The 23497-nt window shown below is 37.7% G+C and carries 25 protein-coding genes; 6 read left to right on the top strand and 19 right to left on the bottom strand.

Annotated features, from left to right (window positions below; all coding sequences use genetic code 11):
- The first annotated feature begins 1 nt into the window (after position 1).
- Positions 2 to 646, top strand: a complete 645-nt coding sequence (locus LCX93_RS02200) for a leucine-rich repeat domain-containing protein (protein ID WP_226067911.1) — start codon at positions 2 to 4, stop codon at positions 644 to 646.
- Here LCX93_RS02200 and LCX93_RS02195 read toward each other — a convergent pair.
- Positions 639 to 914, bottom strand: coding sequence for a GNAT family N-acetyltransferase (locus LCX93_RS02195; protein ID WP_226067902.1), 276 nt, complete (start codon positions 912 to 914; stop codon positions 639 to 641). The two genes, LCX93_RS02200 and LCX93_RS02195, sit on opposite strands and share 8 nt — an antisense overlap.
- A 179-nt stretch (positions 915 to 1093) precedes the next feature.
- On the opposite strand from LCX93_RS02195, the gene LCX93_RS02190 reads away from it, so the two are divergent.
- Both LCX93_RS02190 and LCX93_RS02185 read left to right on the top strand, forming a co-directional pair.
- Complete coding sequence (locus LCX93_RS02190; protein WP_226067893.1) at positions 1094 to 1684, top strand: hypothetical protein; 591 nt, start codon at positions 1094 to 1096, stop codon at positions 1682 to 1684.
- A 139-nt stretch (positions 1685 to 1823) separates the two neighbouring features.
- Positions 1824 to 2126, top strand: coding sequence for a hypothetical protein (locus tag LCX93_RS02185; protein WP_226067884.1), 303 nt, complete (start codon positions 1824 to 1826; stop codon positions 2124 to 2126).
- Positions 2127 to 2140: 14 nt separating this feature from the next.
- Here LCX93_RS02185 and LCX93_RS02180 read toward each other — a convergent pair whose 3' ends face one another.
- From LCX93_RS02180 to LCX93_RS02170, 3 genes are all read right to left on the bottom strand, one after another.
- A complete protein-coding gene (locus LCX93_RS02180) occupies positions 2141 to 2608 on the bottom strand; it encodes a hypothetical protein (protein ID WP_226067882.1) in 468 nt (155 codons plus the stop codon).
- 1 nt (position 2609) lies between these two features.
- Entirely contained in the window at positions 2610 to 3059 is a 450-nt protein-coding gene (locus LCX93_RS02175) for an MOSC domain-containing protein (RefSeq protein ID WP_193151186.1), read from the bottom strand.
- A gap of 76 nt (positions 3060 to 3135) precedes the next feature.
- Entirely contained in the window at positions 3136 to 4263 is a 1128-nt protein-coding gene (locus LCX93_RS02170; protein ID WP_226067877.1) for a DUF819 family protein, read from the bottom strand.
- Between the two features lie 124 nt (positions 4264 to 4387).
- Between LCX93_RS02170 and LCX93_RS02165 the strand changes: the two genes are divergently transcribed.
- Positions 4388 to 5131 carry an exonuclease domain-containing protein gene (locus LCX93_RS02165; protein ID WP_226069397.1) on the top strand — a complete coding sequence of 248 codons (744 nt, stop codon included), beginning with the start codon at positions 4388 to 4390 and terminating at the stop codon, positions 5129 to 5131.
- Here the strand turns inward: LCX93_RS02165 and LCX93_RS02160 are convergent.
- A complete protein-coding gene (locus LCX93_RS02160; protein ID WP_226067875.1) occupies positions 5109 to 6461 on the bottom strand; it encodes a Na+/H+ antiporter NhaC family protein in 1353 nt (450 codons plus the stop codon). The two genes, LCX93_RS02165 and LCX93_RS02160, sit on opposite strands and share 23 nt — an antisense overlap.
- Positions 6462 to 6503: 42 nt before the next feature.
- Positions 6504 to 7127: a GNAT family N-acetyltransferase gene (locus LCX93_RS02155; protein ID WP_193151183.1), complete on the bottom strand. Its 624-nt coding sequence runs from the start codon at positions 7125 to 7127 to the stop codon at positions 6504 to 6506.
- Between the two features lie 70 nt (positions 7128 to 7197).
- Here LCX93_RS02155 and LCX93_RS02150 point away from each other — a divergent pair, with 70 nt between their 5' ends.
- Positions 7198 to 7890: a L,D-transpeptidase family protein gene (locus LCX93_RS02150; protein WP_226067873.1), complete on the top strand. Its 693-nt coding sequence runs from the start codon at positions 7198 to 7200 to the stop codon at positions 7888 to 7890.
- Positions 7891 to 7892: 2 nt separating this feature from the next.
- On the opposite strand, the gene argS is transcribed toward LCX93_RS02150, so the two are convergent.
- From argS to rpsB, 9 genes are all read right to left on the bottom strand, one after another.
- Positions 7893 to 9488 (bottom strand): arginine--tRNA ligase, encoded by a 1596-nt coding sequence (gene argS, locus LCX93_RS02145; RefSeq protein WP_226067864.1) that lies wholly within the window; start codon positions 9486 to 9488, stop codon positions 7893 to 7895.
- 3 nt (positions 9489 to 9491) lie between these two features.
- Positions 9492 to 9722 carry a Sec-independent protein translocase subunit TatA/TatB gene (locus tag LCX93_RS02140; protein ID WP_193151180.1) on the bottom strand — a complete coding sequence of 77 codons (231 nt, stop codon included), beginning with the start codon at positions 9720 to 9722 and terminating at the stop codon, positions 9492 to 9494.
- Positions 9723 to 9809: 87 nt separating this feature from the next.
- Positions 9810 to 10430: a guanylate kinase gene (gene gmk, locus LCX93_RS02135; RefSeq protein WP_226067862.1), complete on the bottom strand. Its 621-nt coding sequence runs from the start codon at positions 10428 to 10430 to the stop codon at positions 9810 to 9812.
- Positions 10427 to 11740, bottom strand: a complete 1314-nt coding sequence (locus LCX93_RS02130; RefSeq protein WP_226067860.1) for a hypothetical protein — start codon at positions 11738 to 11740, stop codon at positions 10427 to 10429. The genes gmk and LCX93_RS02130 overlap by 4 nt, the downstream gene beginning before the upstream one ends.
- A 117-nt stretch (positions 11741 to 11857) precedes the next feature.
- On the bottom strand, positions 11858 to 12622 hold the full coding sequence (gene fliR / locus LCX93_RS02125; protein ID WP_226067858.1) for a flagellar biosynthetic protein FliR: 765 nt from the start codon (positions 12620 to 12622) through the stop codon (positions 11858 to 11860).
- A 10-nt stretch (positions 12623 to 12632) separates the two neighbouring features.
- Positions 12633 to 13277: an ABC transporter ATP-binding protein gene (locus LCX93_RS02120; RefSeq protein ID WP_226067856.1), complete on the bottom strand. Its 645-nt coding sequence runs from the start codon at positions 13275 to 13277 to the stop codon at positions 12633 to 12635.
- A 29-nt stretch (positions 13278 to 13306) separates the two neighbouring features.
- Positions 13307 to 14512 carry an NAD(P)/FAD-dependent oxidoreductase gene (locus LCX93_RS02115; RefSeq protein WP_226067853.1) on the bottom strand — a complete coding sequence of 402 codons (1206 nt, stop codon included), beginning with the start codon at positions 14510 to 14512 and terminating at the stop codon, positions 13307 to 13309.
- 83 nt (positions 14513 to 14595) lie between these two features.
- Complete coding sequence (gene tsf, locus LCX93_RS02110) at positions 14596 to 15651, bottom strand: translation elongation factor Ts (protein ID WP_226067851.1); 1056 nt, start codon at positions 15649 to 15651, stop codon at positions 14596 to 14598.
- 2 nt (positions 15652 to 15653) lie between these two features.
- Complete coding sequence (gene rpsB / locus LCX93_RS02105) at positions 15654 to 16454, bottom strand: 30S ribosomal protein S2 (RefSeq protein ID WP_226067843.1); 801 nt, start codon at positions 16452 to 16454, stop codon at positions 15654 to 15656.
- Between the two features lie 302 nt (positions 16455 to 16756).
- Between rpsB and LCX93_RS02100 the strand changes: the two genes are divergently transcribed.
- The gene (locus LCX93_RS02100; protein WP_226067834.1) at positions 16757 to 18334 is read left to right on the top strand and encodes a DUF3373 family protein; all 1578 of its coding nucleotides are present in this window, start codon (positions 16757 to 16759) and stop codon (positions 18332 to 18334) included.
- Here the strand turns inward: LCX93_RS02100 and LCX93_RS02095 are convergent.
- From LCX93_RS02095 to LCX93_RS02080, 4 genes are read right to left on the bottom strand one after another with little or no spacing between them, the layout of a single operon-like run.
- A complete protein-coding gene (locus LCX93_RS02095) occupies positions 18331 to 20271 on the bottom strand; it encodes an EAL domain-containing protein (RefSeq protein ID WP_226067832.1) in 1941 nt (646 codons plus the stop codon). The genes LCX93_RS02100 and LCX93_RS02095 overlap by 4 nt on opposite strands.
- A gap of 44 nt (positions 20272 to 20315) precedes the next feature.
- Entirely contained in the window at positions 20316 to 20861 is a 546-nt protein-coding gene (locus LCX93_RS02090; protein ID WP_226067830.1) for a hypothetical protein, read from the bottom strand.
- The gene (locus tag LCX93_RS02085) at positions 20862 to 22907 is read right to left on the bottom strand and encodes a TonB-dependent receptor (RefSeq protein WP_226067828.1); all 2046 of its coding nucleotides are present in this window, start codon (positions 22905 to 22907) and stop codon (positions 20862 to 20864) included.
- Positions 22904 to 23491 (bottom strand): GNAT family N-acyltransferase, encoded by a 588-nt coding sequence (locus LCX93_RS02080; protein WP_226067826.1) that lies wholly within the window; start codon positions 23489 to 23491, stop codon positions 22904 to 22906. Before LCX93_RS02080 ends, LCX93_RS02085 begins: the two co-directional genes overlap by 4 nt.
- Positions 23492 to 23497 lie beyond the last annotated feature (6 nt).

Genomic DNA, 23497 nt, shown 5'->3' with positions numbered 1-23497 from the left:
AATGGTTCATAAACTTTGGCTCTGGGCCGACAAAAACAATATATCGGATTTGGAGTGGATAGAGCATGATTCTTATCTCAAAGGCGGCTACTACAGAGGAATTCCTCGGGATAAAGAGACTTTACTTGCATTAGAAGAGCTCAATCTTCTTGGCAGCCAGGTTTCTGATTTACCACCGGAAATAGGTACTCTTACACAGTTGAAAAAGCTCTATCTTCTTGGCAATCAGATTACTGAGTTACCAAAAGAGATAGCTGGTTTGAGCAATTTACAAGAGCTTTATCTTGCGGGGAACAGACTAAAAGAGCTACCAAAAGAGATAGGATCTTTAAAAAATCTCAAGCTGCTTCTTCTTCAGGAAAACCAACTTACAGAGATACCCAAAGAGATAGCTTCTTTAAAAAACTTACGTTCTTTGGAACTCGGCGGAAATCAGATTTCCTCTTTTGTTCCCGAAATCGGAGCGTTGACAGGTTTAAAAAAATTGACTTTTTGGAAAAACAGACTCTCTGCACTCCCTTTAGAAATTACAAATCTGCTAAACCTGAAGGAGTTGGATTTCACCTATAACAGACTTGTCCTGACACAGGCTCATGCCAAATGGCTTGATGAGCTTATGCAAAAAGGCTGTTGTGTTTCTATTTAAACAGATGACTTTTATCAGGATGCTTCTCCTGGTATTTTACAATATATGAGCATTTTGCTACCGCTTTTTTATTCGCTTTTTCTATCTCTTTGAGTACATCCTCAAGCAAAGTTCTGGCAAGACCTTTGCCCGCTAGAGCCTCCGGCACAATTGTATGTGTCAAGTGCATCTCTCCGTTTTGGTCATCATAACTGATGTAGGCTACGTGACCGTCAATGTGGTATTCGTATTTACACTCGTCTGCATTGTGAATTAAAGTATGTGACATATTTTTTCCTTTTTTTTTATAATTTTATCATGCCAAATTTAAATAAAAACTATCGTGTTAATTAGATAAATTTCACAACCTTTATATAAGCCTAAAAAATGAATATGTTTTCTTCTTTAACTTCTAATTACTCTAACTTTATCTAAAATACAAAAAAATTATTGTGAGGTACTGATAATATGGCTACTCAAGAAACAAAACGGTATATGGAGATGCAAATGCAGGAGCTCAAAGAAGCCTGTGCCGTAAACGAAGAAGAAGAAAACCCTGCCCCGAAAAAAGCAAATAACAATAAAAACAAAAATGCTGAAATTGCAAAACTTTATGAAGATGCAGCCGAGTATGAAGAAGATCTCAAAAGTTTCGAAGAAGAACTTGCAATAGTCAATGCACATGCGTTTAAAGAGATTCCGGAGCTGTTAAAAGAGAAATTTTCAACACAGGAAAGAGACTATGCACAGGAGATAAGAACTCTTTTGGAAGCGACATGGACACATTATGTTGATGTGGAAAAAACACACCCCCAAGAGCAGCTTGAGATTATAAAAACAACACCGTTAAATGAAATTGTTCCAGCACTTACGCAGGCCTTTCCTGATTATGAAGGAGATTTTGAATCCGATATCAAAGAGATCCTTGTCAAGAGATGGCAAATGCTCATAGCAATCAAAAAAGAGCATATCAAAGAAGAGATAGCAGAGATAAAAATCCTGGGACTGAAGCCGAATTATGTCCAAAGAATCTATAAACAGTTTCACGGTATAGAATAAGAAAATATAATCGAAGAGCAGTTTTTCGTTTTTTACACACTTTTGCCATGTTTGAGAAAAAGAGTTCTCATATCTGCACGGATACTGTTAACTTTGCTATAATTATTCTATAGACGATATTATTTCAGGAGAGTTTGTTATGGACACAGCAACGAAAGAAAAGTTAGAGAAAGTTGTTACACTGGTAAATAAAGCGATGGTAGATCCGGATATAGATATTGATTACTGCATTCCCGGTGTTGAAACGACGGTAAATGAATGTGATGTAACAGAAACCCCTTTTGTTTTAGTTACCTATGTTTTGGGGGATTACAACAAGCATACACGCAAGATTCATTTGGACAAAACACTGCTCAGAGAAACACCTGAAGAGATTGCCAACAGAATCACATTTTCCATTGAAGAGTTTAAGGGTGAGATAGATTCTGTAGAGATGGGCTGATGCCCTCTCTGCTCTTATTCTATGCTAAAAGGAACTTCATCCAGTGAAAAATCTTTTAATCTGGCAGTAATCCATTTATGCTCTTGAGAATTTTCATTCACATAAAAACAGAGTGACCCACCGTCTTCATCGTTTTGAACAAGAATATTACTGCTGTTTTGCACTTCCCAGGCTGCTAAGCCCTCATATTGCGTGAACTCTTTTGCAAGCACATAGCTTTGCAGTGTTATTCCCTTTTCCAGTGAATAAAAAAGAAATCTTTTAGAAGAAATATCTGAGACCTTTGCAGGAGCAGATGAATTCAAATGAAATATTTTATACTCAAAAGTATCCAATAACTCGGACAAAAACTCTTGACTCCATGCCATAACTTTTTTCATACATTGAGAAGTTTCGGGGTCCAGATTGTCTCTGTCCAAATAAAATGTATTATAATCCTTACAGATATTACTGTATTCAATGCCTATGCCTATTTTTTTCAAGCTAAACTTCTTTTACAACTTTTACTTCATTTCCGACCGCAATACCACCGTATTCCAGAGGTGTTACAAAAAGACCGCGCTTTCCTTTTATCAAAGCCGGAAGTTCAGGGGCAAATGCGTATAAATACCGGTAATCTTCACACGGTCCGTTGACTTCAAAAAGCATCTCACCGATTTCTATTATCGAACCTTTGTTGAGATGATACAGGTCAACATCCACGTAAATATCTTCCATTAAAAGTCCTCTTTCAAAAACAAGCTCTGCATCTTCAATAATGTCATAACTCTTTTTTGAAACCAAAACCATTGGCTTTATTTCACCGTTGTCATAGTCTCTACTCCCCACAATTCCGTTCTCATCGCAATCAAAGTCTTCACATTTCATGCGATGCCCCGCACGCATCATATCAGGCATCGTCACAAACAACGATAATACTTTTCCTTCTGTCATTTTTTTATCCTTCATATCATTATAAAATTTTGATGATAGTAACATAATTTGTCTGTAGCCTTATTACTAATTTTAATTAGATAAATAAAATAAGTATGTACCCAACCAAAAGCCCGCCAAAAGTTCCTATCAAATACCCCATAATTGCCATCAGCACACCTATGCTTACAAGTGCTTTGTTGTAAGTTGCCGCAAGAATTGGCGCCGAAGCCACCCCGCCTATGTTTGCCAGTGAAGCAACCGAAATACTGAATAAATCAAGCTTGAATATCTTTGCTCCCGCAACCATGATAAAGGCATGCACAAGCAAGACAGTAAAACCTGCCAAAACATACATGCCAAGACCGCTGAAGTTTTCTATGACAGCGCGCGAACCTATCAGTGCTATTAAAATATAGAGCATGGTTGTTGCCACTTCGTTTGAACCGTTTATAAAACGCAGTTTTGTAAAAGAGCCGAGCACTCCCAAGAGTGTGGAAAAAAGGACAATGCTTGTCGTAGTATTGAGTATCACGAATTTTTCGGCTATTATCTGAGAAAGCAGAGATTCTCCGAGTGCCAGGAGTATTAAGAGCCAGTATCTTTTTGCACCCATAGAACAGGCACAGCCGATTTTATCCAGATAGGCAAGTTTTTCTTCGCTCTTTGTAAATCTGTTGAATATTTTTGCAAAAGGGACCAAAAAAAGTAAGAGCATCACCCATAAAGTATAATTGACACTGTCCACAACAAGAGCATAGGCAAAGGCATCTTCACTTACATGTAAAGCACTTCCGACGGCTATCATATTTGCCGTGCCTCCCATCCAGCTGCCCGCAAGTGCGCCAAATGCCGCTGCTGTTTCTTTGTCAAACCCAAACAAATATGCAACGGCTATAAAGGCAAAAGCAATGGAAAAAATAGCTAAAGCATAGGCAATCAAAAGTGATTGTTTGAGCTTGAAAAAATGCTTAAAATCAACTTCTAAAAGCATTAGAAAAAGCATTGCAGGGAGCAGATTTGTTTTTGTCAGTCTGTAGATGTTTGTCATCTCCTGATTTTGCGAAAACACTCCCAAAGAGGCAAGTAACATAGAAAAAGTATATATCAGCACAACAACAGGAATATACTCGAAAAATTTGTGTTTTGTTTTGATTTGTAAAAAACTGAGTGACGCTACAAGCAAGGCAAGTGTAAAAAGATATACCAAAGGAGAGTCAACCAAAGCTTTAACCTACTTTTTCATTAGTATATCATATAATAGCGATATGGTAAATCAAAGCAAATTAGCCTGGGGGTAAAACCTAGGTTCCAATATGCTTTATAATATAATTAAAAGCGAAACTCTGATGGCAAAAAAATATGTAATTTTAGATACAGAAACAACAGGCACAAATGAAGAAGATAGAATAATTCAACTCGGTTATATGGTTTTAGGCACAAAAAAGATAGAAGTGCATAATGAATTTTGTTCTGCGGATGTAGCAATCAAATATGGTGCGATGGAAGTACACGGGATTACTCCTGATTTGATTGAAGGCAAGCCGCCTTGTGTAGAGACGCAGGCATACAAAAGACTGCTGGAGTTAAATACTGCAAAGAATTATCTTATTATTCACAACGCCCCTTTTGATATAACAATGCTCGAAAAAGAGGGATTTACAACACAAATGCAGGTCATTGACACACTCAGAGTTGCCAAACATGTCATGCCGGATGAAGAAGCACACAGACTGCAGTATTTTCGCTATAAAATGGCACTCTACAAAGATGAAGCAAAAGAGGCCGAAGCACTTGGCATTGTTGTCAAGGCCCATGATGCCATCGGTGATGTTCTTGTCTTAAAACTCTTTCTCTCAAAACTCAAAGATATTGTCCAAGAACAGTTTCCAAATGAAAATCCGGTTGAAAAGATGGTCGATTTAACCAACACTCCTATTTTGGTACAGACATTCAGATTTGGAAAACACAAAGGCAAAACTCTTGAAGAAGTTGCCACTGAAGATGCAGGATATCTGCGATGGATGTTAAAAAACATGGAAAATATTGATGAAGATCTGCGTTACTCCATCAACTACTACCTGGAGTCATAAATCCAAACAGTATAAACAGGGCAAAGGCAACAAGACCGCTTATAAGTGCATAAGGGAGTTGTGTCTTGACATGTTCTATCACTTCACAATCACTTGCCAAAGAGGAGATAATCGTCGTATCTGAAATGGGTGAACAGTGGTCCCCAAAAACGCCGCCGCTAATAACCGCTCCTATTGCCAAAGCCACATCAGCATCCATCCCCACAGCCATCGGTACGGCAATGGGTATCATAATACTGAATGTTCCCCAGGATGTTCCTGTGGAAAAAGAGATGATGCTGCTGAGCAAAAATATTACCCCGCTTAAAAGAAACAGACTCAGAGACTCATTGGCAAGTGAAGCCAGATACTCTCCTGTTTTCAAGTCAACCGTCACTTCCCCTATTGCAAAAGCAAAAAGCAGTATCACAGCAATTGGAAAAAGCTTTTTGGCGCCGTTGACAGCACTCTTTGTATAGGTTGTAACCGACATGTTTTTCGTACCGATGTAGTAGACAAACATTACAAAGAGTGTTGCCAGCATCGTATAAAAAATAGCACTTGAACCACTCCCCTTAAAGATATCACCATTACCTGTCATTGCCAAAAACAGAAATACAAATGCAATCATCAAAAATATTGGCAGGATCATATAGCTCATATTGGCTTGAGCGTTTACATGTAAAGCAGGTTTGTCTAAAGAAGGTCTTGCCTTTTTCATCGCCCCGATGTCTATGTTAAACCATACTGCCAAAAAAGTGATGACTAAGGCACTCATGGCATAAAAATTATAGGCAACACTGTGCAGCAGTATATCAACATTGTCCCCTGAGATTGTGCCTGTCTGTACCTGAGTTGCTATCAAACCCAAAAGGAGTGCACCCCAGCCGTTAAGTACAATTAAAGAACTGACAGGCGCGGAGGTGGAGTCACAGACAAAAGCGAGTTTTGCATGCGGTACTTTTTCTTTGTCACAAAGCGGTCTGCCAACAGCTCCGGCTATCAAAGCAGTTATGGAAGATTCTATAAAAATTATGACCCCGATAAAATAACTCACAAGCAAAGCAGAACGTGGGGAGCTGACAAGTCTTGTTTTTTGGGTCATAAAAGAGACAAATCCGTTAATGCCTCCGCTTTTTTGCATCAACTCCATAACACTTCCGACAAGTACTGCAAAAGCCAGTGTCTTGAGTATCCACCCTTCACCCAACAAAGAGAAAAAGAGTGCAACTGTAGCATCAGCCGTTGCAAGGAATGAAAAACCATGCAGAAAAAAAAGTCCTAAAAGTATACCGCCAGATAAAGAGAGTATAATGTTTTTGGTATAAAGTGCCAGGACAATGGCCAACAAAGAAGGGAGAACCGAAAGAAAAGAGAGTTCTATAAGAAGCCTTTAAAATTCCATAGCCAGAAGCATAACACCGGCTCTGCCAAAAATTTCTCTGTAAGCATCACACTCTTTTTTATCGACAATTTCAAAACCGAGTCTTTTATAAAAAAGTTCTGCTTCCAATGAACCGATTTCTATAACTGTCTGTACGATGCTGTAGCCCTTGAGTCTTGCAGTGAGCAGGCTTTTTTGCATTAATGCCTTGAGTACGCCCACATCAATAAACCCCTCAAGCTCTTCCATAAAATCAAACATCAATCTGCTTTTGCTTGTGTTAAAACTGCATTCATACACAACTTCCAACGGTTTTTGAATCTCATCACCGCAACCTATCTCTTTGAGGGCCTCTTCAAAAGCCTCTTTTGTTGCAATTCTGGGCTCATAGCTGCATAGGCTTCCCACACTCTTTCCGTCCATTTGCGCTATCAAAAAATTTTTGTAATGGCAATGGCTTTTCGCTTGTGTCTGTGTAAGCTTTTGTAGTTTTTCCAAAACTTCTGTATCGTTATCTGTCCCGAAGAGCACATCAAAAAGACCCTTCTTTTTCCCTGCTCGTGAACTTTGTAAAATCATTTGTGCTAAAAAAGAAGCATCTTCAGCCGTAGCCTGTTTTATTTTAAGACTCATTGTTTTATCCAAACTTTAATTTTATCTATTTTACTCTTGACATCGTATAATAGTAATAGTACCATACTTTATGATAAAAAGTTTCTTAATTACAGCAAGTTTATCAATTTTCTTGTTTTCTTCCCAGCAAATAGTGCTCGTTGTTGCCAATGATATGAACAGCTCATCAGCAAAACTCGAATGTTACGAGGGCTCAAACAGAGTCTTTCAGACGATGAGAGTCAATTTGGGGAAAAACGGATTAGGCTGGGGTGTAGAGAGTAAAGAGTTTCAAAAAAAGCCTGATGAAGCGTTGAAATATGAGGGTGACAAAAAAGCACCCGCAGGTATTTTCAAACTTACAGACATTTTTGGTTATTCCCCAAAAAGCAAATATGCTCTGCCTTATCTTTATGCAGACACAAACCTGATATGTGTTGATGATACAGATGCAAACTTTTACAATCAAATCATTATGGCAAACGGAGATGAAAAAAGTTTTGAATATATGAGACGAAAGGACAATCAGTATAAGCTGGGTATAGTCGTTGGCTATAACAAACAGGCGCGCAAAGGAAGAGGTTCCTGTATTTTTATACACATACAACGCGCTCCAAACACTCCGACAGTAGGCTGTACCTCAATGAGTGAAAAAGATATAAAAAAGATTCTCAACTGGCTTGATAAAAAGAAAAATCCTGTTCTCGTGCAGATTCCAAAGAAATCTGCCAAAGAAGTATTACAACTCTATCCGCAGCTCAAAAATTCAAAACTGCTCAAATAAAACTATACCTCTTCTTTGGACATTTTATCTTTGGCTGCAATACCCATAAGTGAAAGTCCTGTTTTTATACTCAAGGCAACCATCAGCATAAGCTTTAAAAGCTTTGCTTCATCTTCTGTACCGATCATTCGCACATCATAATAAAACTTATGCAAAGAAGCTGCCAGAGATTTCAGGTAATCAGTTAATTTCTGCACCTGTCTTGTGTTAAAAGCATCTTCAATGATTTCAGGCAGTAAAAGTGCATCAAACAATAGTGTGTCTGCATTTTCTCCAAGGTTTTTCAAACTTGCATTTGCAATATCCTCTTTGGACACAGTTGCTTTACAGAGCAGTGTCTGAATGCGTGCATGTGCATATTGAATATAAAATATAGGATTCGAGCTGTCCTGTTTTTTAAACTCTGCCAAATCAAATTCGAGTGCGGTATCACTCTTTTTCGATGCAAAAATAAAACGCAGAGCATCTGCACCTATCTCTTCGACTATATCACTCATAAGTATGACATTGCCGGCACGTTTGCTCATTTTATAGGGCTCGCCGTCTTTTAAAAGACTTACCATCTGCGAAAGCAGCACTTCAAGTTTTTTTGAATCATACCCCAAATACTCAATAGCCGCTTTCACACGGGCAATATATCCATGGTGATCCGCACCCCAGATATTGATATAATGATCATACCCGCGTTCAAATTTTTGATTGTGATATACTATATCGCCGGCAAGATAAGTCGGGCGACCATCTTCACGAACAACGACTCTGTCTTTTTCATCACCTTTAGCCTCTGAAGCTATCCAGAGTTTGCCATCTTTTTCATAAATGCCATCGCCCATTTTCTGCATCACTCTGCCCCAGTCAGCATACAAAGTTGATTCATACACAAAAGTGTCAAAGAAAATATTCAAATCACCCAAATCTTTGACAATGATTTTCATCACTTCATCTTTTGCCCAAAGCGCCAACTCTTTTTGCCGGGATGCATCATAAAAAATTTCTCTGCCGAATTTTTCCATCGCATCACGGGCAAGTGCATCCAAATACTCTCCGCGGTAATAACTCTCAGGATATTCTACTGTTTCATCTAAAAGATGATCTCTCGCATAAAGCTGAATAGAAAGCCCAAGCAGATCAATCTGATTGCCGGCATCATTTACATAATATTCAGCTGTTATATCATATCCGAGATGTTTTGCCAAACGGTACAGAGTATCGCCGTAAACAGCACCTCTTGCATGTCCGATATGCAGCGGTCCGGTTGGATTTGCACTGACAAATTCTAAAAGTATTTTTTGGTTTTTTTCTTGTTTTGCAAACTCAGAAGGATTCTCTAAAGCCCAGGAAGCATACTCAGCCAAAAAATCTTCACTTAAACGAAAATTCAAATAGCCTTTGACAGCCTCTACTTTGGAAAAGACTTCACTCTCTTCAAAAGATGAAGCCAGTTCATCCGCAATGACCATCGGAGATTTTCTGAGTTCTTTTGCCAAAGAAAATGCTATAGGAGTAGCAAAGTGACCAAAGGAACGGTCACGTGGCTTTTCTAAAACAACTTCACGACCTATTTTTTCGCGTAATAACGCCGATACACGTTGTTTCAATGTTTAGGCTTGTGTTGTAGATTTTGGAGTTGATTCAGCAGAAGCTACTTCATCACTTTTTTCAACTTTTTTCGGTGTTTCAACTTCTACTTCATCAACCTCTTTCATTTCTGCTTTGAAGTTTTTGATTCCTTTTCCAAGACCTTTTGCCAAATCAGGTATCTTTTTTGCTCCAAATAATAAAACGATAATTCCGAAGATTATCAGTAGTTCAGTTCCACTAGGCATTCCCATATTTTTTCCTTGTTATAAATTATGTTGTGAAGTATAACTCACATTTGCTGTAAATTCTCTTATCACTATATATTATGTTTTGAAGTTTTACAAATCTTCCCATTTCTGGACAAATTTGTTAATCTCTTCATTTGATTTTTTAAATCTTGCAACCGTTGCAATAAGACGCAGTTTTTCGGCAGCAGCATCCAAATCATCATTTATCAAAAGATATTCATACTCAGAGACTCTCTGAATTTCGCGTCTGGCCATTTGAATCCTGCGTTCTATCACTTCTAATGCATCTGTCTGTCTGTTTTGCAGTCTTCTTTTCAATTCACTCAGCGTCGGTGGCGTAATAAACACAGAAGTTGTAATATCTCCGAGTCGACTGTTAATTGCACTGTTTCCCTGCACATCTATGTCAAAAATAACCAGTTTTCCTTCAGAGAGCGCTTTTTTAACCGGTTTGAGTGAAGTTCCATAGTAATTCCCATGCACAATGGCATACTCTAAAAACTGATCTTCTTCTATCTCTTTTTTAAACTCTGCTTCATCCACAAAATAATAATCTACACCATCAACTTCTCCCTCCCGTATAGGTCGTGTTGTTGTAGATATAGAAAAATAACATTCACCGATATCATCGATAATTTTATGAATTAAAGAACTTTTCCCCGCCCCGCTTGGACCGGAAAGAACCAAAACTGCTCCATGAATAGCACTCATGAGTTGTCACCCAATGTAATATTTATACTTATTTTCATTCCTTTCATAGATGCTGCAACATCTTTGTCACTGAGTGCCTCAAGAAGTTTTTTCAGTGCTTCGACTCCACTGTTTTGTTCTTCTATCTCTCCTGTTTCTTCAGGTTCTAAAAGATCTGTCTCTTCTTCTGTCTCTTCTCCCAGAGCCTCTTTTAAATCTTTACTTGTCAGGCTTTCCAAGGGATCAATCTCATTTTTTGCTATTTGAAGCAGAGTGTCTTCATCCAGTTCGCTCTCTAAATCTTCTTGTGTCAGATTTTCAACAGCATTTTGAATTTCTTCTTCCAGGCTTGCATCTTCAGCCTCTTGTGGTATCTCTAAATCATCTACAGGGTCACGCGAAATATCGACATCTGCTTCATCTTCCAAATCCAGTGCCAGATCTACTGCCATGTCACCCTCCTGGGCATTGAGTTCATCTGTGACAATTTCGTCTATTTCATCTTCTAGTTCTTCTACTGTTGCTGTTTCGAGTTCTTGCAGTTCTTCCTCTTCAAGTGCTTCAGTTTCCTCTTCCAAATCAAAACTCTCTTCTTCTGAAATATCAACGTCTGCTTCATCTTCCAGGTCCAGTGCCATGTCATAAGCCTCCAGGAGATCCTCTTCTTCTTCGGCAGATGACTCTTCTGTTTTTGGTTCTTGCTCCGGCGCCTCTTCATCCAAAGATTCATCCAGCAAAAACTCTTCTTCATTCAATCCCATCTCATCCAGTTCAAGGCTCTCAAGGTCATTTTGCACTTCCTCATCAAAAGAGAGCTCTTCTTCATTTTCATCAAGCAGATCTTTTACCTTCTGTGCCTCTTCATCATCCAGTACGCTTTCACCGAAATCTTCTTCATCATCATCCAAAATCAACTCATCATCCAATTCCAAATCATCATTCAGCGTATCTAAATCACCCAAATCATCTAATTCTTCTATTTCTTCAACCGGCATCTCATCTGCTTCTTTTTTGATTTCTTTTTCCAGCATCATAAAAAGTTCTACCAAATCAGTCGGTAAAAAAGGTTTTTTCAGTGTTGACGAGAAAGATGCAACTTCTTTGGCATCTTTTGCACATATAAAAAGTGATTTCTTGTATTTTATTTTTGTCTCTAATTCATGCAGCAAATCATCAGTGTAAACACTGTCATCAACAATAAGCAAATCATAATCATGTGACGAAATCCCCTCAATACCAGAGGCTGTTTCTACTTCATCAGAAGTTTTCTGTGCACTGAGTGTCACTAATTTATTTACAACGGGATTATCATTTAAAAGCAGTATTTTCACGCATATTCCTTTGGATGATTTCTTGATTAAATTTCAAAATCATTAAGTTCCAGACCATACTAAATATGACATTTAGTATGGTCCGGTACTTATTAGCACTATTGTATCAAAAAAAAACTAAAAAAGTATTTCCAGAGAGTTAAATACTTCTTGAATTTCTCCTTTGAGTATCAGCATGATTGCAGTAAATGTTGCTATCAGTACGACAAATGCCACCATAATTTTTATAGGAAACCCAATAACCAGAAGATTAAACTGCGGCATTGTTTTCATGAGCATTCCAAATATGACATCAGCCAACCATGAAAGGGCAATTACGGGAAAAGCAATAATAAAACCCACCAAAAACATGTTTGATGCCGCATGCATAATGTAGTGAAACAGATCTTTACTCATCATAAAACCGCCCAGAGGCACTGTTTTTAAAGAGTGGTCGACAAAAAGCAGCATCCAGTGATGCAGATTAAGCACAAGCAAAATCATTAAGCCCATTAGAGAAAGAAACTGCGAAATTATAGGCATAGAAATACCCGACTGCGGATCAATAGCACTTGCCATCGAAAAGCCCATCATAAAAGATATTTGCCCCCCTGCAAAAGTGATGACATTATAGGCAAGCTGCAATACAACTCCTACTGACAGACCCAGCAAAAGTTCACCCAGTACAGCGATGACAACAGTAGGGACATCAATATTTATATGCAGAGGAGGCATAGAAGAGTAAAAAACAACTGTAAAGAAAAAAGCCATGGTTGCTTTGATGTTCATCGGAATATTTTGATGGTTAAAAATAGGCACAGCAATAAACAGTCCGGCAAAACGAAAAAAAAGCAAAAGAAAAGCTACAACATTCGTTTCGTTAAGTATCTGTGTCCATCCCACTTTTTTGACCTTATTTAATTGGTTTCAATGCTTTGTTTTCAAGTTTATAGACGCGTTTACACATGTTGGCCAGATTATTGTCATGTGTTACAAGTATCATACCGGCATCATTCTCCTGACAATAATCAAAAAAAAGTTTCATTACTTCCGCAGCCGTTTTATTGTCAAGATTTCCTGTCGGCTCATCGGCAAATATTATGGAAGGTTTTTTGGTTAAAACCCTTGCTATAGAGACACGCTGTTGCTGCCCGCCTGAGAGTTCTGTAACTTTTTGGTGCATGCACTGCTCGATTTCCAAATCTTTGATTAAACTGTTATCTATCTCTTTTTGTGAAAGAATTTGGGCAACTTCAAGATTTTCATAGGCGGTAAAGCCTTTAAAAAGGTAATGGGATTGAAAAACTATACCGAGTTTGTTTCGTTTTATAAGCATCAGCTCTTTTTTACTCATAGAGGCTGTCTCTTTTCCAAAAAGCGTAACAGTTCCCTTGTCTGGTTTTAAAAGAGTAGACAAAAGATGTAACAACGTAGACTTTCCGCTCCCGCTCATCCCGATAATAGCAATACTTTCATTACTTTCAAGTGAGAGCGAAACGTCAGAAAAAAGCTCATATTCAAATGAGTGTGATAAATTTTTAGCAGATAATAGATTCATAAGGCTATTATATTCTACTCTTGCTTATTTTAAGCATTAAAAATTTTATCACAGCCTTTTTTTGAACGCCTGTCCAGTTTTATAAAATAGACTTTTTCAATAAGTTTTTTCATAATAAATGCCACAAATCCGCTGATATATATATTGGAAATTTTTCCTACTGCATACCTGCGTCCCAGGGCAATCAGCATACCGCGTGAACGAATATCATGTGCTTTGAGCTTTTTGTTTGTGCCCATACGCATAATATTTTCACTGCACAGCTCTGCCATCTGCTCAGCAACATCCGCTGTAGGCGCTATTAATTCACCTTTATTATACAAAGTGGCACAGTCACCTATGGCAAAAACCTCTTTTTTTGAACCTGCCTGCAAATACTCATTGATATTTAAAAAACCCCTTTCGTTTTTCGGTAAGTCAAGTTTATAGATGAGTCCGTTTGGCTCAATTCCTCCGGCAAAAATCATAAAATCCATAGGTATAGTTTCTCCGTTGCTCAGTGTAACACTCTCTTGTGTCAAAGAGATTACTCTTGCCTCTGATTTTATAACGACTTCGAGATCCAACAATCTTTTGTGAGACTTTTCAACCAAAAAATCATCCAAACCTTTGAGTATCTGCTTTGATGAACTGACAAGGACTATATTTAGTTTTCTGCATAAAAAATTATTTTCACAATAAAACTCTTTTGCATATGATGCCATCTGTGCCGCGATTTCAACACCGCTCAGTCCTGCACCGGCAACCACAATACTCAAAGCCTTACATGTAACCCCGCTCTCCTGTACTTTTTTAAACAGTGACATTTCAAACTTTTGTTTAAAATACATCGCACGATGCAAGGCCTTGACTCCGTGTGCATACTCTTTGAGACCCTGGATACTTTTGACAAACTTTGTCCGTGCACCCACAGCTATAATAAGATAATCATAAGAAAACCGTTGTGTATCAGTAATGACTTTTTTATTTTCAAAGTCAATATTTTCGACTTCCTGTTTGTAGAAACTGACATTTCCTTCAAATCCACTGCAGTAGGTAAAAAGATCGACGCTCACTTTTGCAAAATCTTTTTCATTTGCGATAAGTTCATAAACATCTGTCTGCATAAAGTGATAGGCATTCTTGTCTAAGAGCGTAATTTGGTTATTTTTGTCTTTTGCAAGATTTTCAACAGCCCGAAGCCCGCCATAACCGCCGCCTATAACAATGATTTTATTATGATTATTTGCATCCATACAAAAAGTATAGCATAAAATTTAAAAAGAGAGTGGGTTTTTAAAAAAGGAGTCTGTGTAAAGGAATGAGTCAAGCCAAAGGCTTAGCTCATTTGTGCTGCAACTTCTGCTGCGAAGTCGTCTTCTTTTTTCTCAATTCCTTCACCTACTTCAAGGCGAATGAAATCTACGATTTCTGCGGTTCCACCACATTTTTTAGCGGCATCTTCAACAGCCTGCGCAACTGTTTTTTTATCGTCAAGTACATAGGTTTGATCAAGCAATGCCTGCTCTTTGTCAAGGGTAGTATTGTCTTGAATAAAACGTGCTAATTGCCCCGGAATAATTTTGTCCCAGATTTTTTCAGGTTTGTTTTGCTCTTTTAGAACTGCTTTAATTTTTTCTTCTGCTTCTTGTAAAACTTTCTCGGTAAGTTGCACCATAGAAACATATAACGGAACATTTTTCAAAGGCTTTTTCAAACGATCCAATTCTTCGTTTTCTTTTTTGATCGCTTCTATACGACCTTTTGTTTCGCTTTCTACATACTCAGGATCAAAATCTTTGTAAGAAAGCGTAGAAGGTTTCATAGCCGATGCATGCATAGCAATTTGCTTGAGTGTATCTCTCATGCACTCTGCAGTTTTCGCACTGTCACATTTTGCTTTTACAATAACCGCAATACGGTTGTTTGAGTGTATATAGCCGTTAATAGCAACTGTATCGTCATCTGCTTTTAACATACCGAAACGACGAAGGTCGATTTTTTCACCAATTTTTGCTACTGTTTCAGTAAAATAGTGACCAAATTCAGTTGCCATAACACCTTCAACATCCGTCGGTTCTTTTTCAAAAACTTCTTCCGTAGTTTTAAGTACAAGATTTTGAAAACCTTCGTTTTGTGCAACAAAGTCTGTTTCAGAGTTTACTTCTACTACGACTGCTTTTGAAAAATCATCGGCAATTTTCAAGCCAACAAGCCCTTCAGCCGCAACACGATCGGCTTTTTTCGCTGCTTTTGCCACACCACGTTCTTTAAGCAGCTCTTTTGCTTTTTCCATATCGCCGTCAGCTTCAACTAAAACTTTTTTACAATCCATCATCGGTGCGTCTGTTGCCTGACGCAACTCTTTTACCATTGCTGCTGTAACTGCTGCCATAATTATGCTTCCTCTGTAGTTTTTTCTTCAGGTGCTGCTGCCGCTTCAGTTGCAGGAGCCGCTTCCACTGCCGCTGTTTCCTCAGTAGCCGTTTCTTCAGTTTGCTCTTCCTCTGCCGGTGCATCGCGAAGTGCTTTTCCTTCATTGATAGCTGCTGTCATTTCACGACAGAAAAGCTGAATAGAACGGATAGCATCATCATTACCAGGAATAGGATATGTGATAAGATCCGGATCACAGTTTGTGTCAAGTGGTGCTACAATTGGAATATTTAGACATCTTGCTTCCAAAACTGCAATATGCTCTTTTACCGCATCAACAACAAAAAGCATATCAGGAAGTTTTTTCATGTTTTTGATACCACCGAAATACTGCTCAAGTTTGTCTTTTTTACGAGAAAGCATTAATGCTTCTTTTTTCGTCAAAAGATCAATCTGTCCGTTTTCCTGCATTTGTGTAATCACATCAAGTTTACGAATAGACTTTTGAATAGTTGGGAAGTTTGTAAGCATACCACCCAACCATCTGTTGTCTACATATGGCATACCACAAGCGATAGCTGCTTCTCTTACAGAATTACGTGCCTGCTTTTTTGTACCGACGAAAAGAATTGTTTTTCCTTCAGCTGCCGCATCCATAACGATAGTGTATGTGTTACGGAAATAACGCAAAGTTTTTTGTAAATCTATAATATAGATATTTTTACGAACACCAAAGATGTATTTTTTCATTTTTGGGTTCCAACGACGTGTTTGGTGTCCGAAGTGTACACCACATTCTAAAAGGTCTTTCATAGTTACCATAGGGTATCCTTAAAGGTTTTGTTTCAAACCAGAAATTTGTCAGTTAGCTTTGGTAATGTCGAGCAATTATCCGTTAAAAAACGGGTTGCACTGACTTTTGACACATACCTGTTAATATTTTCTCTTACATGTAAAAGAAAAATCCGCGAATTATACTAAAACTTTATTTAAAGCCAGCTTTTTTAAAAATATGCAATTTTGCATTTGTATAACAAATATTTATATATATCTGCACTTGTTTAAAAGTAAATTTATCTTAAACAATGTATAGTATCACAGAAACAACACAAAAAAGGGATGAAATGAAGAAACCTCTACTGCTTTCTTTAGCAACTATTGCTATTTTAGGAACAACGAATGTAAATGCCGAATCAATGTATGACAGATTTCAAGCAATGGAACTTGAAATGAAAAAAATGAAAAAAGAGCTTGATGCACTTAAAGCACAAGACCATGCTTCAATGATGCAAAAAGAAGAAGATGCTGATGAGGAGGAATCGGCTGATGATACCGAGGCAACAGCTTCATCAGATGAAGAAGATGACGAAGATGATGATGAAATGACGGTAGAAGAGCAGCTTGAAGAAATTCAGGACTCCATCTCTAACCTTAACAGAAACACAAACGGGAATCACATTAAGTTCAATGTTGACTACAGATTTGCTGTTGACAATCTCCAGTACAAAATGGCAGACGGCAGTACACAAAAAAATGATGCTTTTATGACAAACAGACTCTGGTTGAATATGAACTGGGCGGCTACAAAACACCTGAGTTTTACAGGACAACTTGCATACAACAAAGCATTTGGTGCAAGAAGCGGTGCTTCCAATCCTGCAAATGCTTCTTTTGAAACATTTGACTGGATAGCGAATGAAAATGCCTATAACGATACCCTCAGAGTACGTTCTGCATACTTTTTCTATAAAAACGACACCTTTATGGGCAGTGATATTCCGTGGACATTCAGTGTAGGACGCCGTCCTTCAACAAACGGGCATCTTGTCAACCTGAGAGATGATGATCATGCCGCTTCACCTATGGGGCATACCATTAATGTTGAGTTTGACGGCTTGAGTTCCAAGTTTAATTTGGAAAATATTACCGGTGTGGACGGAATGTATGTCAAATTCTGTGCCGGTCGCGGTATGAGCAATGCCGCTCCAAGATTTAACACAGCACCGTACGCCGATACAACCTCCAATGCCTCTATAGATCTGGTCGGACTGATCTTTACTCCTTGGAGTGACGGACAGTACAGTATCAACTCGCAATACTATTATGCAGGCAACCTTATTGATGTTGTCAATCCTGCAAACCAGACCTCAGGTTTTCAAACTGTCGGCAATATACACTCCTTTACAGCAAACTTTGTTGCAAACGGAATAGGCGACGGAATCAACGACTTTTTGGATGATACCGTATTTTTTGTCAGTGGTGCTGTGAGTATTACAGATCCGGACAAGGGGCAGAGTATGCTTGGCAGCGCGATAGACAAAAGCGTGAAAGGATATTCCTATTGGATTGGACTACAAACACCTTCACTTATAAGCGAAGAAGGAAGGTGGGGACTAGAGTATAACCATGGCTCAAAATTTTGGAGAAGTATCACCTACGGTGAGGACACAAATATCGGTTCAAAACTCGCAGCACGCGGTAATGCCTACGAAGCATACTTTACAGAGCCTTTGATAGAAGACATTCTCTCACTGCAGATTCGATATACCTATATAGACTATAATTATGCCGGAAGCAACGGTTTCTTTGGAAGTACTTCAGGAAATGCAATGAGCATTGACCAGGCAATTGCAGCCGGTTTAGGTTCCCAGGTAGTAGATACAGCCCAGGACATCCGTTTCTATCTTAGATACAGATACTAGCAGTTTTGGGGTATCTCCCTCTCTGGCTCAGCCAGATAAAAGCCCTGTACCCGTTCAATATCAAGTGATTTGACTATTTCAAACACCGCTTGATTATGAACAAACTCTGCTACAATTACCAAGTTTAATTTCTTCGCAAAATCCACAACTGTCTCAACAACTATTTGAGCATTTACATCTGTTTCAAGATTTTTGATAAGACTGCCGTCAATTTTAATGTAATCAACATCAAGCTTGAGCATATGCTCAAAATTGGAATACCCCGCGCCAAAATCGTCTATAGAAATTTTGCAGTCCGATGCTTTCATCTTGTGTATAAAAGCTGAAACCTCTTCATAATTTTCAATCCCTTCCGTTTCAAGAATTTCAAAAACTATTTTTTTGCTGACACCGTATTTTTTAACGGTTTTTTGAATATACTGCACCATCTCTGCATCAAGAATGTCATCAATAGAAAGATTGACCGAAAATGATGTATCTCTGTGTTGAAAATATTGACAGCTTTTACTCAGCATAATCTTTGTTAACTGCGGATAAAGTTTACTTTTTTGGGCAATGTCTAAAAACCTGTAAGGACTGACAACTGAGCCGTCTGTCTCTATCAGGCGAATGAGACACTCATAACTCACCGCTTTTTTCGTCCGGGTATCAAAGATAGGCTGAAAAAAAGGCACTATTCTCTCTTCTTTTATAGCAGCTTTTAGTTTTTTCACCCACTCCATATTTTCTTGATATTTTCTCTCTATTTCAAGTTTTTCATCATACAGCAGAAAATACTTTTTCTGCTCTTTGGCAACTTTAAGAGCAATATCTGCTTTTTCCAGCATCTCATTGGGTTGCAAAGTTCCACCCATTGTCACACGGATATAAATCTCGTTTTCTTCATAATGAAAGACCATCTGTTCAATCTCTTTTGACAGACTGTTGACAATTCGTATAAAAGTCCTGTGAGAAGGCCTTGCTCTGAAGCACAGAGCAAATTCATCTCCTGAAAGTCGTGTGACACTGATATTTTGTTCCTCTTCAACAAAAGCCTGCAGTTTTTTTGCAAATTCTATGAGAACATAATCCCCTGCAATCTGTCCGTAGAAATCATTTATCTCTTTAAAATCATCTATATTTAAAATCAGCAATGCCCCGTCATTATCCAGATGTTCTATATTGTAAAAAAGCTTTTTTCTGTTTGGCAGCTGTGTAAGATCATCTATAAAGAGCTGTCTTTTCAACTCTACTGTTTTCTTTTCAACTTCTCTTGCCAGATAGGCATTGATATCTTTTTGTTTTCTTGCATAGTCAAATACTCTCTCCTGCATCTCATTTAATGCAGAAACTATAAGAGAAATTTCATTCTTCTCTTGTATTGGTTCTATTTTTAATTTTTTCTCCGGTGTAAAATCATGAAGTATATTGGCAATTTTTCGCAGAGGTTTGAGTAAATTTTCTATATAAACACCAAGTAATATAAATATCAAGAAAAGAATCACAAGCATTTTGAGAAGCAACTGTGTATACTGTTGTGTAAGCTGTTCATAATTGTGATTTGAGTAGTTTAAAACAATTGTTCCTATTTTCTTCCTGGAATTTGGCTGAAGAATATCCCACTTCAGGACAAAAAGGCTTTCATAATGATTTTTAGATTTCTTTTCATACAGCAGTTTGCCTTTTTGAAAAATCTGCACAGAAAGAATTTCTTTATTTTGCATTAACTGTTCTAATTTTGCATCCATTTGGCTTTCTATGCCAAGATACATATCTACCGCTATCAAAGGTTCTATTGTTTTTAAGATGAGGGTTGCTTTTTGGAGTTCCATATTATAAAAGGCGTGTTTATTTATTTTTTCAAATGCAAAAAAAATCCCCCCAATTGTGATAAATGAGGTAATTACAATGGAACTCATAATTCTGAATGAGAGCGATTTGAATTTTTTTTCTTTCATTATACAATACCTGTTTTTGATTATATTTTAGCATAACTACAATATTAAAAACTATCTTTGTCCAAAAACTTTACCATTTGATATAAAAAAGAGACAAAATCAACATCATCTCTCAGATTCTCTTTGTTAAGATAAATCATGGTTGATTTTTCTATCAGCAAGGAGAGCAGCAGCCCCTCTTTTAGATTTTCTATATCATAAGAAAAGGTGATGACGCCCCTTTCTCTGGCAATTTTTGCAACCTTGGCAATATTCTCCCTGGAAGATTTCAGAACATAAAACGCTGATGCAGGTGTTTTCATATCAAGATGTGCAAAATCAACTATCTTCACTTCATACGGGTATTTATCAAAATGCCCTTTAAATTTATTGTCTATATACTGCTTTACATGTAAGGCTGTACCATAATCACTTTCATCACACACAATGGTATATATAAGTCTGTTTTTTATAAGTTTTTTTTCTATTTTTTTATCAAGCAGCATAATTTTTGGAAAAATCGATGCCTGTGCTTTGAGTAACAACTCATCATAACTGTATCCAAAAAGCAGAGGAACAAATAAGAAATATAAAAGTAATAAACGCATCATCTAAAACCTCTTCTTAAAGGTAAGCAAAAATGTTCTGCGTTCCTGTGCATAGTCATTTACATAGGTATTTGGCGAAGAGGGATATCGCACATCTGTATCAAAAAGGTTTTTCACACTGACATTCAAGGTATACCCATACTGAATATTTTTATAATTCACTGCAGTATCGAGTGTCATATAAGCCTTTAGTTTTGGACGAAGGTCTGTCTCTATCCTCTCTTTTGAACTGACATACTTTGCTGTTGCACTCAAAGCCAAAGCAGGATCTATATTATAAATATAAAATCCTTTTGCCAGGTGGTGAGAAACATTTGGCAGGTTATGACTGTCGCTGCTGTCGTCCATTGTGTATCTGCCATCTGTATAGGTATAATTTGCATACACTTTGTCGTTAGGCAGAATATGCCCACTGAACTCAAGTTCTATTCCGTAAATATCTGTCTTGGCACTGTTTTTATAGACAGGATCCGCAACAGAATTGTATATCTGATCTTTGTTGACAAGATAAAAAAGATTTGCCTGCAAATAGGCATCATTGGAAAAATTTCTGATGTACGCCAGTTCATACGATGTTACTTTTTCCGGCTTTAAATCTGTACTGCCTACTCTTGCACTGTTGTTTTTTGTAAACATCTCCTGCCAAGACGGATTTCTATGGGAATTACTGTAGATGGCTTTAAATATGTTTTTGAAATCTTTATGATAAACAAAAGAAACTCTTGGCTCAAAGCCTGCATCTTCATAAGAAGTCTGTTCATAATTTATACCGTATAAGATGCTTAGCTTAGTGTTAACATTGTATTCATCTCCCAAAAAGAGCGTATAAACATCCCGTGAAGCATCTTTGTCAAAAAACGGCCGTGTAAGCGTATAATCTACCAAAGTTGCATCACCCGTAGCAAGATTGGAGAGTTTCGAACTCATTGCAATTGTTTTCTCCTGTCTTGCTTTGTAGCCTATTGTAATGGTATGTTTTGCAACTCCGCTGTATTTTACATATGTAGACTGATACAAAACTCTCTGCTTTGCATAATGCTCTCCGTAAATACCCTCAGGAAATACTACACTGCCTAAAACTAAATTATCAGGTGCCAGTTTTGCTTTTGAATCAAAGACATCGTATTTTACTCCTGCTTTTATGTCCAGTTTAAAATGGTGTATCTTTTTCATATATCCCAGTTCAGCATAGTAACTCGGCAGCTTCATTCTGTCACTCTCTTGTGGCAGTGCAAGGTTGATCCCGTAGGCGCTTCCCTGTTTATGTTGCAGTATACGGCTTTTAAGTCTAAAGTCTTTGTACCTTACATCCAGTCCGAGAGAATATTCATCAAGCCATAAGGGAGCCTCACCGGACTGGGACAAAGCTATGTTTGCCGGACCCAACGCACCTTGAGAGAGTCCGTCCGGACCGGAGGATATATTTTTATTGTCTTTTTGGTAATAAAAATCTATATGTGTCTTAAAGTCTTTGCTTTTAAAGTTTTTTATAAAACCGCCCATTCTGTAATCATACGAACCATATTTAAATACAACTTTGTCATTTGATTCAAATTCTTCAAAATCTTCCGCATATGTAACAACATTAATGGATCCGGCATAGGCATTAATCCCGTCTACTTTACTCCCTGGCCCTCTGATAACCTCTATGCGTTTTATCATCTCTATCGGCATGGAAAGATACTCGGAATAAGAATCAAAGAAAAGATTGTTTACCAAAACACCGTCAATGAGCAGTTTGGACTGTCCGTAGGCAAAAGGATTGGAACCTCTGAAAATCGGTGTCTGGTTATTAAAATTATCAGTAGCCATATCTACGCCCGGAACAAGTAACAATGCCTCTTTGAGGTTAGAGACACCCAACTTTTCCAACTCTTTTGCTTCAAAGACAGAGATAATATAGGGTTGGTAATGTTCATTTTGTTTTGTTTGTGTAGCAATTTCATTAAACTGCTTCATATCTGTCATAATGGAAGAGAGCAAATCTTCTGCCCGCAGTTGCAGCACTGCCAAACAGACAAATAAAAAAAGTCTTATGCTACACTTCACTCCATTTTCCCCCATAATTTTACTAATTCTGGATTTGCACACCCAAGTTCTTTTGTATATAAGATACAAGGATAACGCCATCCAAAATCTTGATGCTGCTGAAGTTCTCCTACCGGATGATAGGGCATTTTGTATATTTTTAACAGCCGTAAAAAGTTTTTTTCAAGATTTCCGTATGTATATTCTATTCCCTCTTGTAACATTTTACCATACATATAATGTTTTACCGCTTCTATAATAATTTTTGTTGTCTTCATACTTCTGTATTTTTTATCAACAAAGATTCGTGACATCTCGCCAAGTTTATTTTTCTCAAACATACTGTTGTCAAACCTTGCACTGTTTTGTGTCGGATACCCAATGGGAGAATTATATATCAGGCGTACTGTTGCACAGACATTCTCTTCCTCATCCAATGCCGCAAAATGTACCGAATATACATCATATTTGTCATACTCTTTTTCATCTTTAAGAGCACTTTTTTCCAAATATTCCGGATATATTTCCTTCAGTATTTTATACCTGAAAGCAAAAACCTTATCCAGGTTTTTTTTATCGCTTACCTCTAAAAATGTAAAATTCATTATCGT

The organism is Sulfurimonas sp. SWIR-19, assembly GCF_020410885.1.
GTDB lineage: Bacteria > Campylobacterota > Campylobacteria > Campylobacterales > Sulfurimonadaceae > Sulfurimonas > Sulfurimonas sediminis.
Note: the sequence above shows the minus strand (reverse complement) of the source record. Positions and strands in the feature narration are given on the sequence as shown.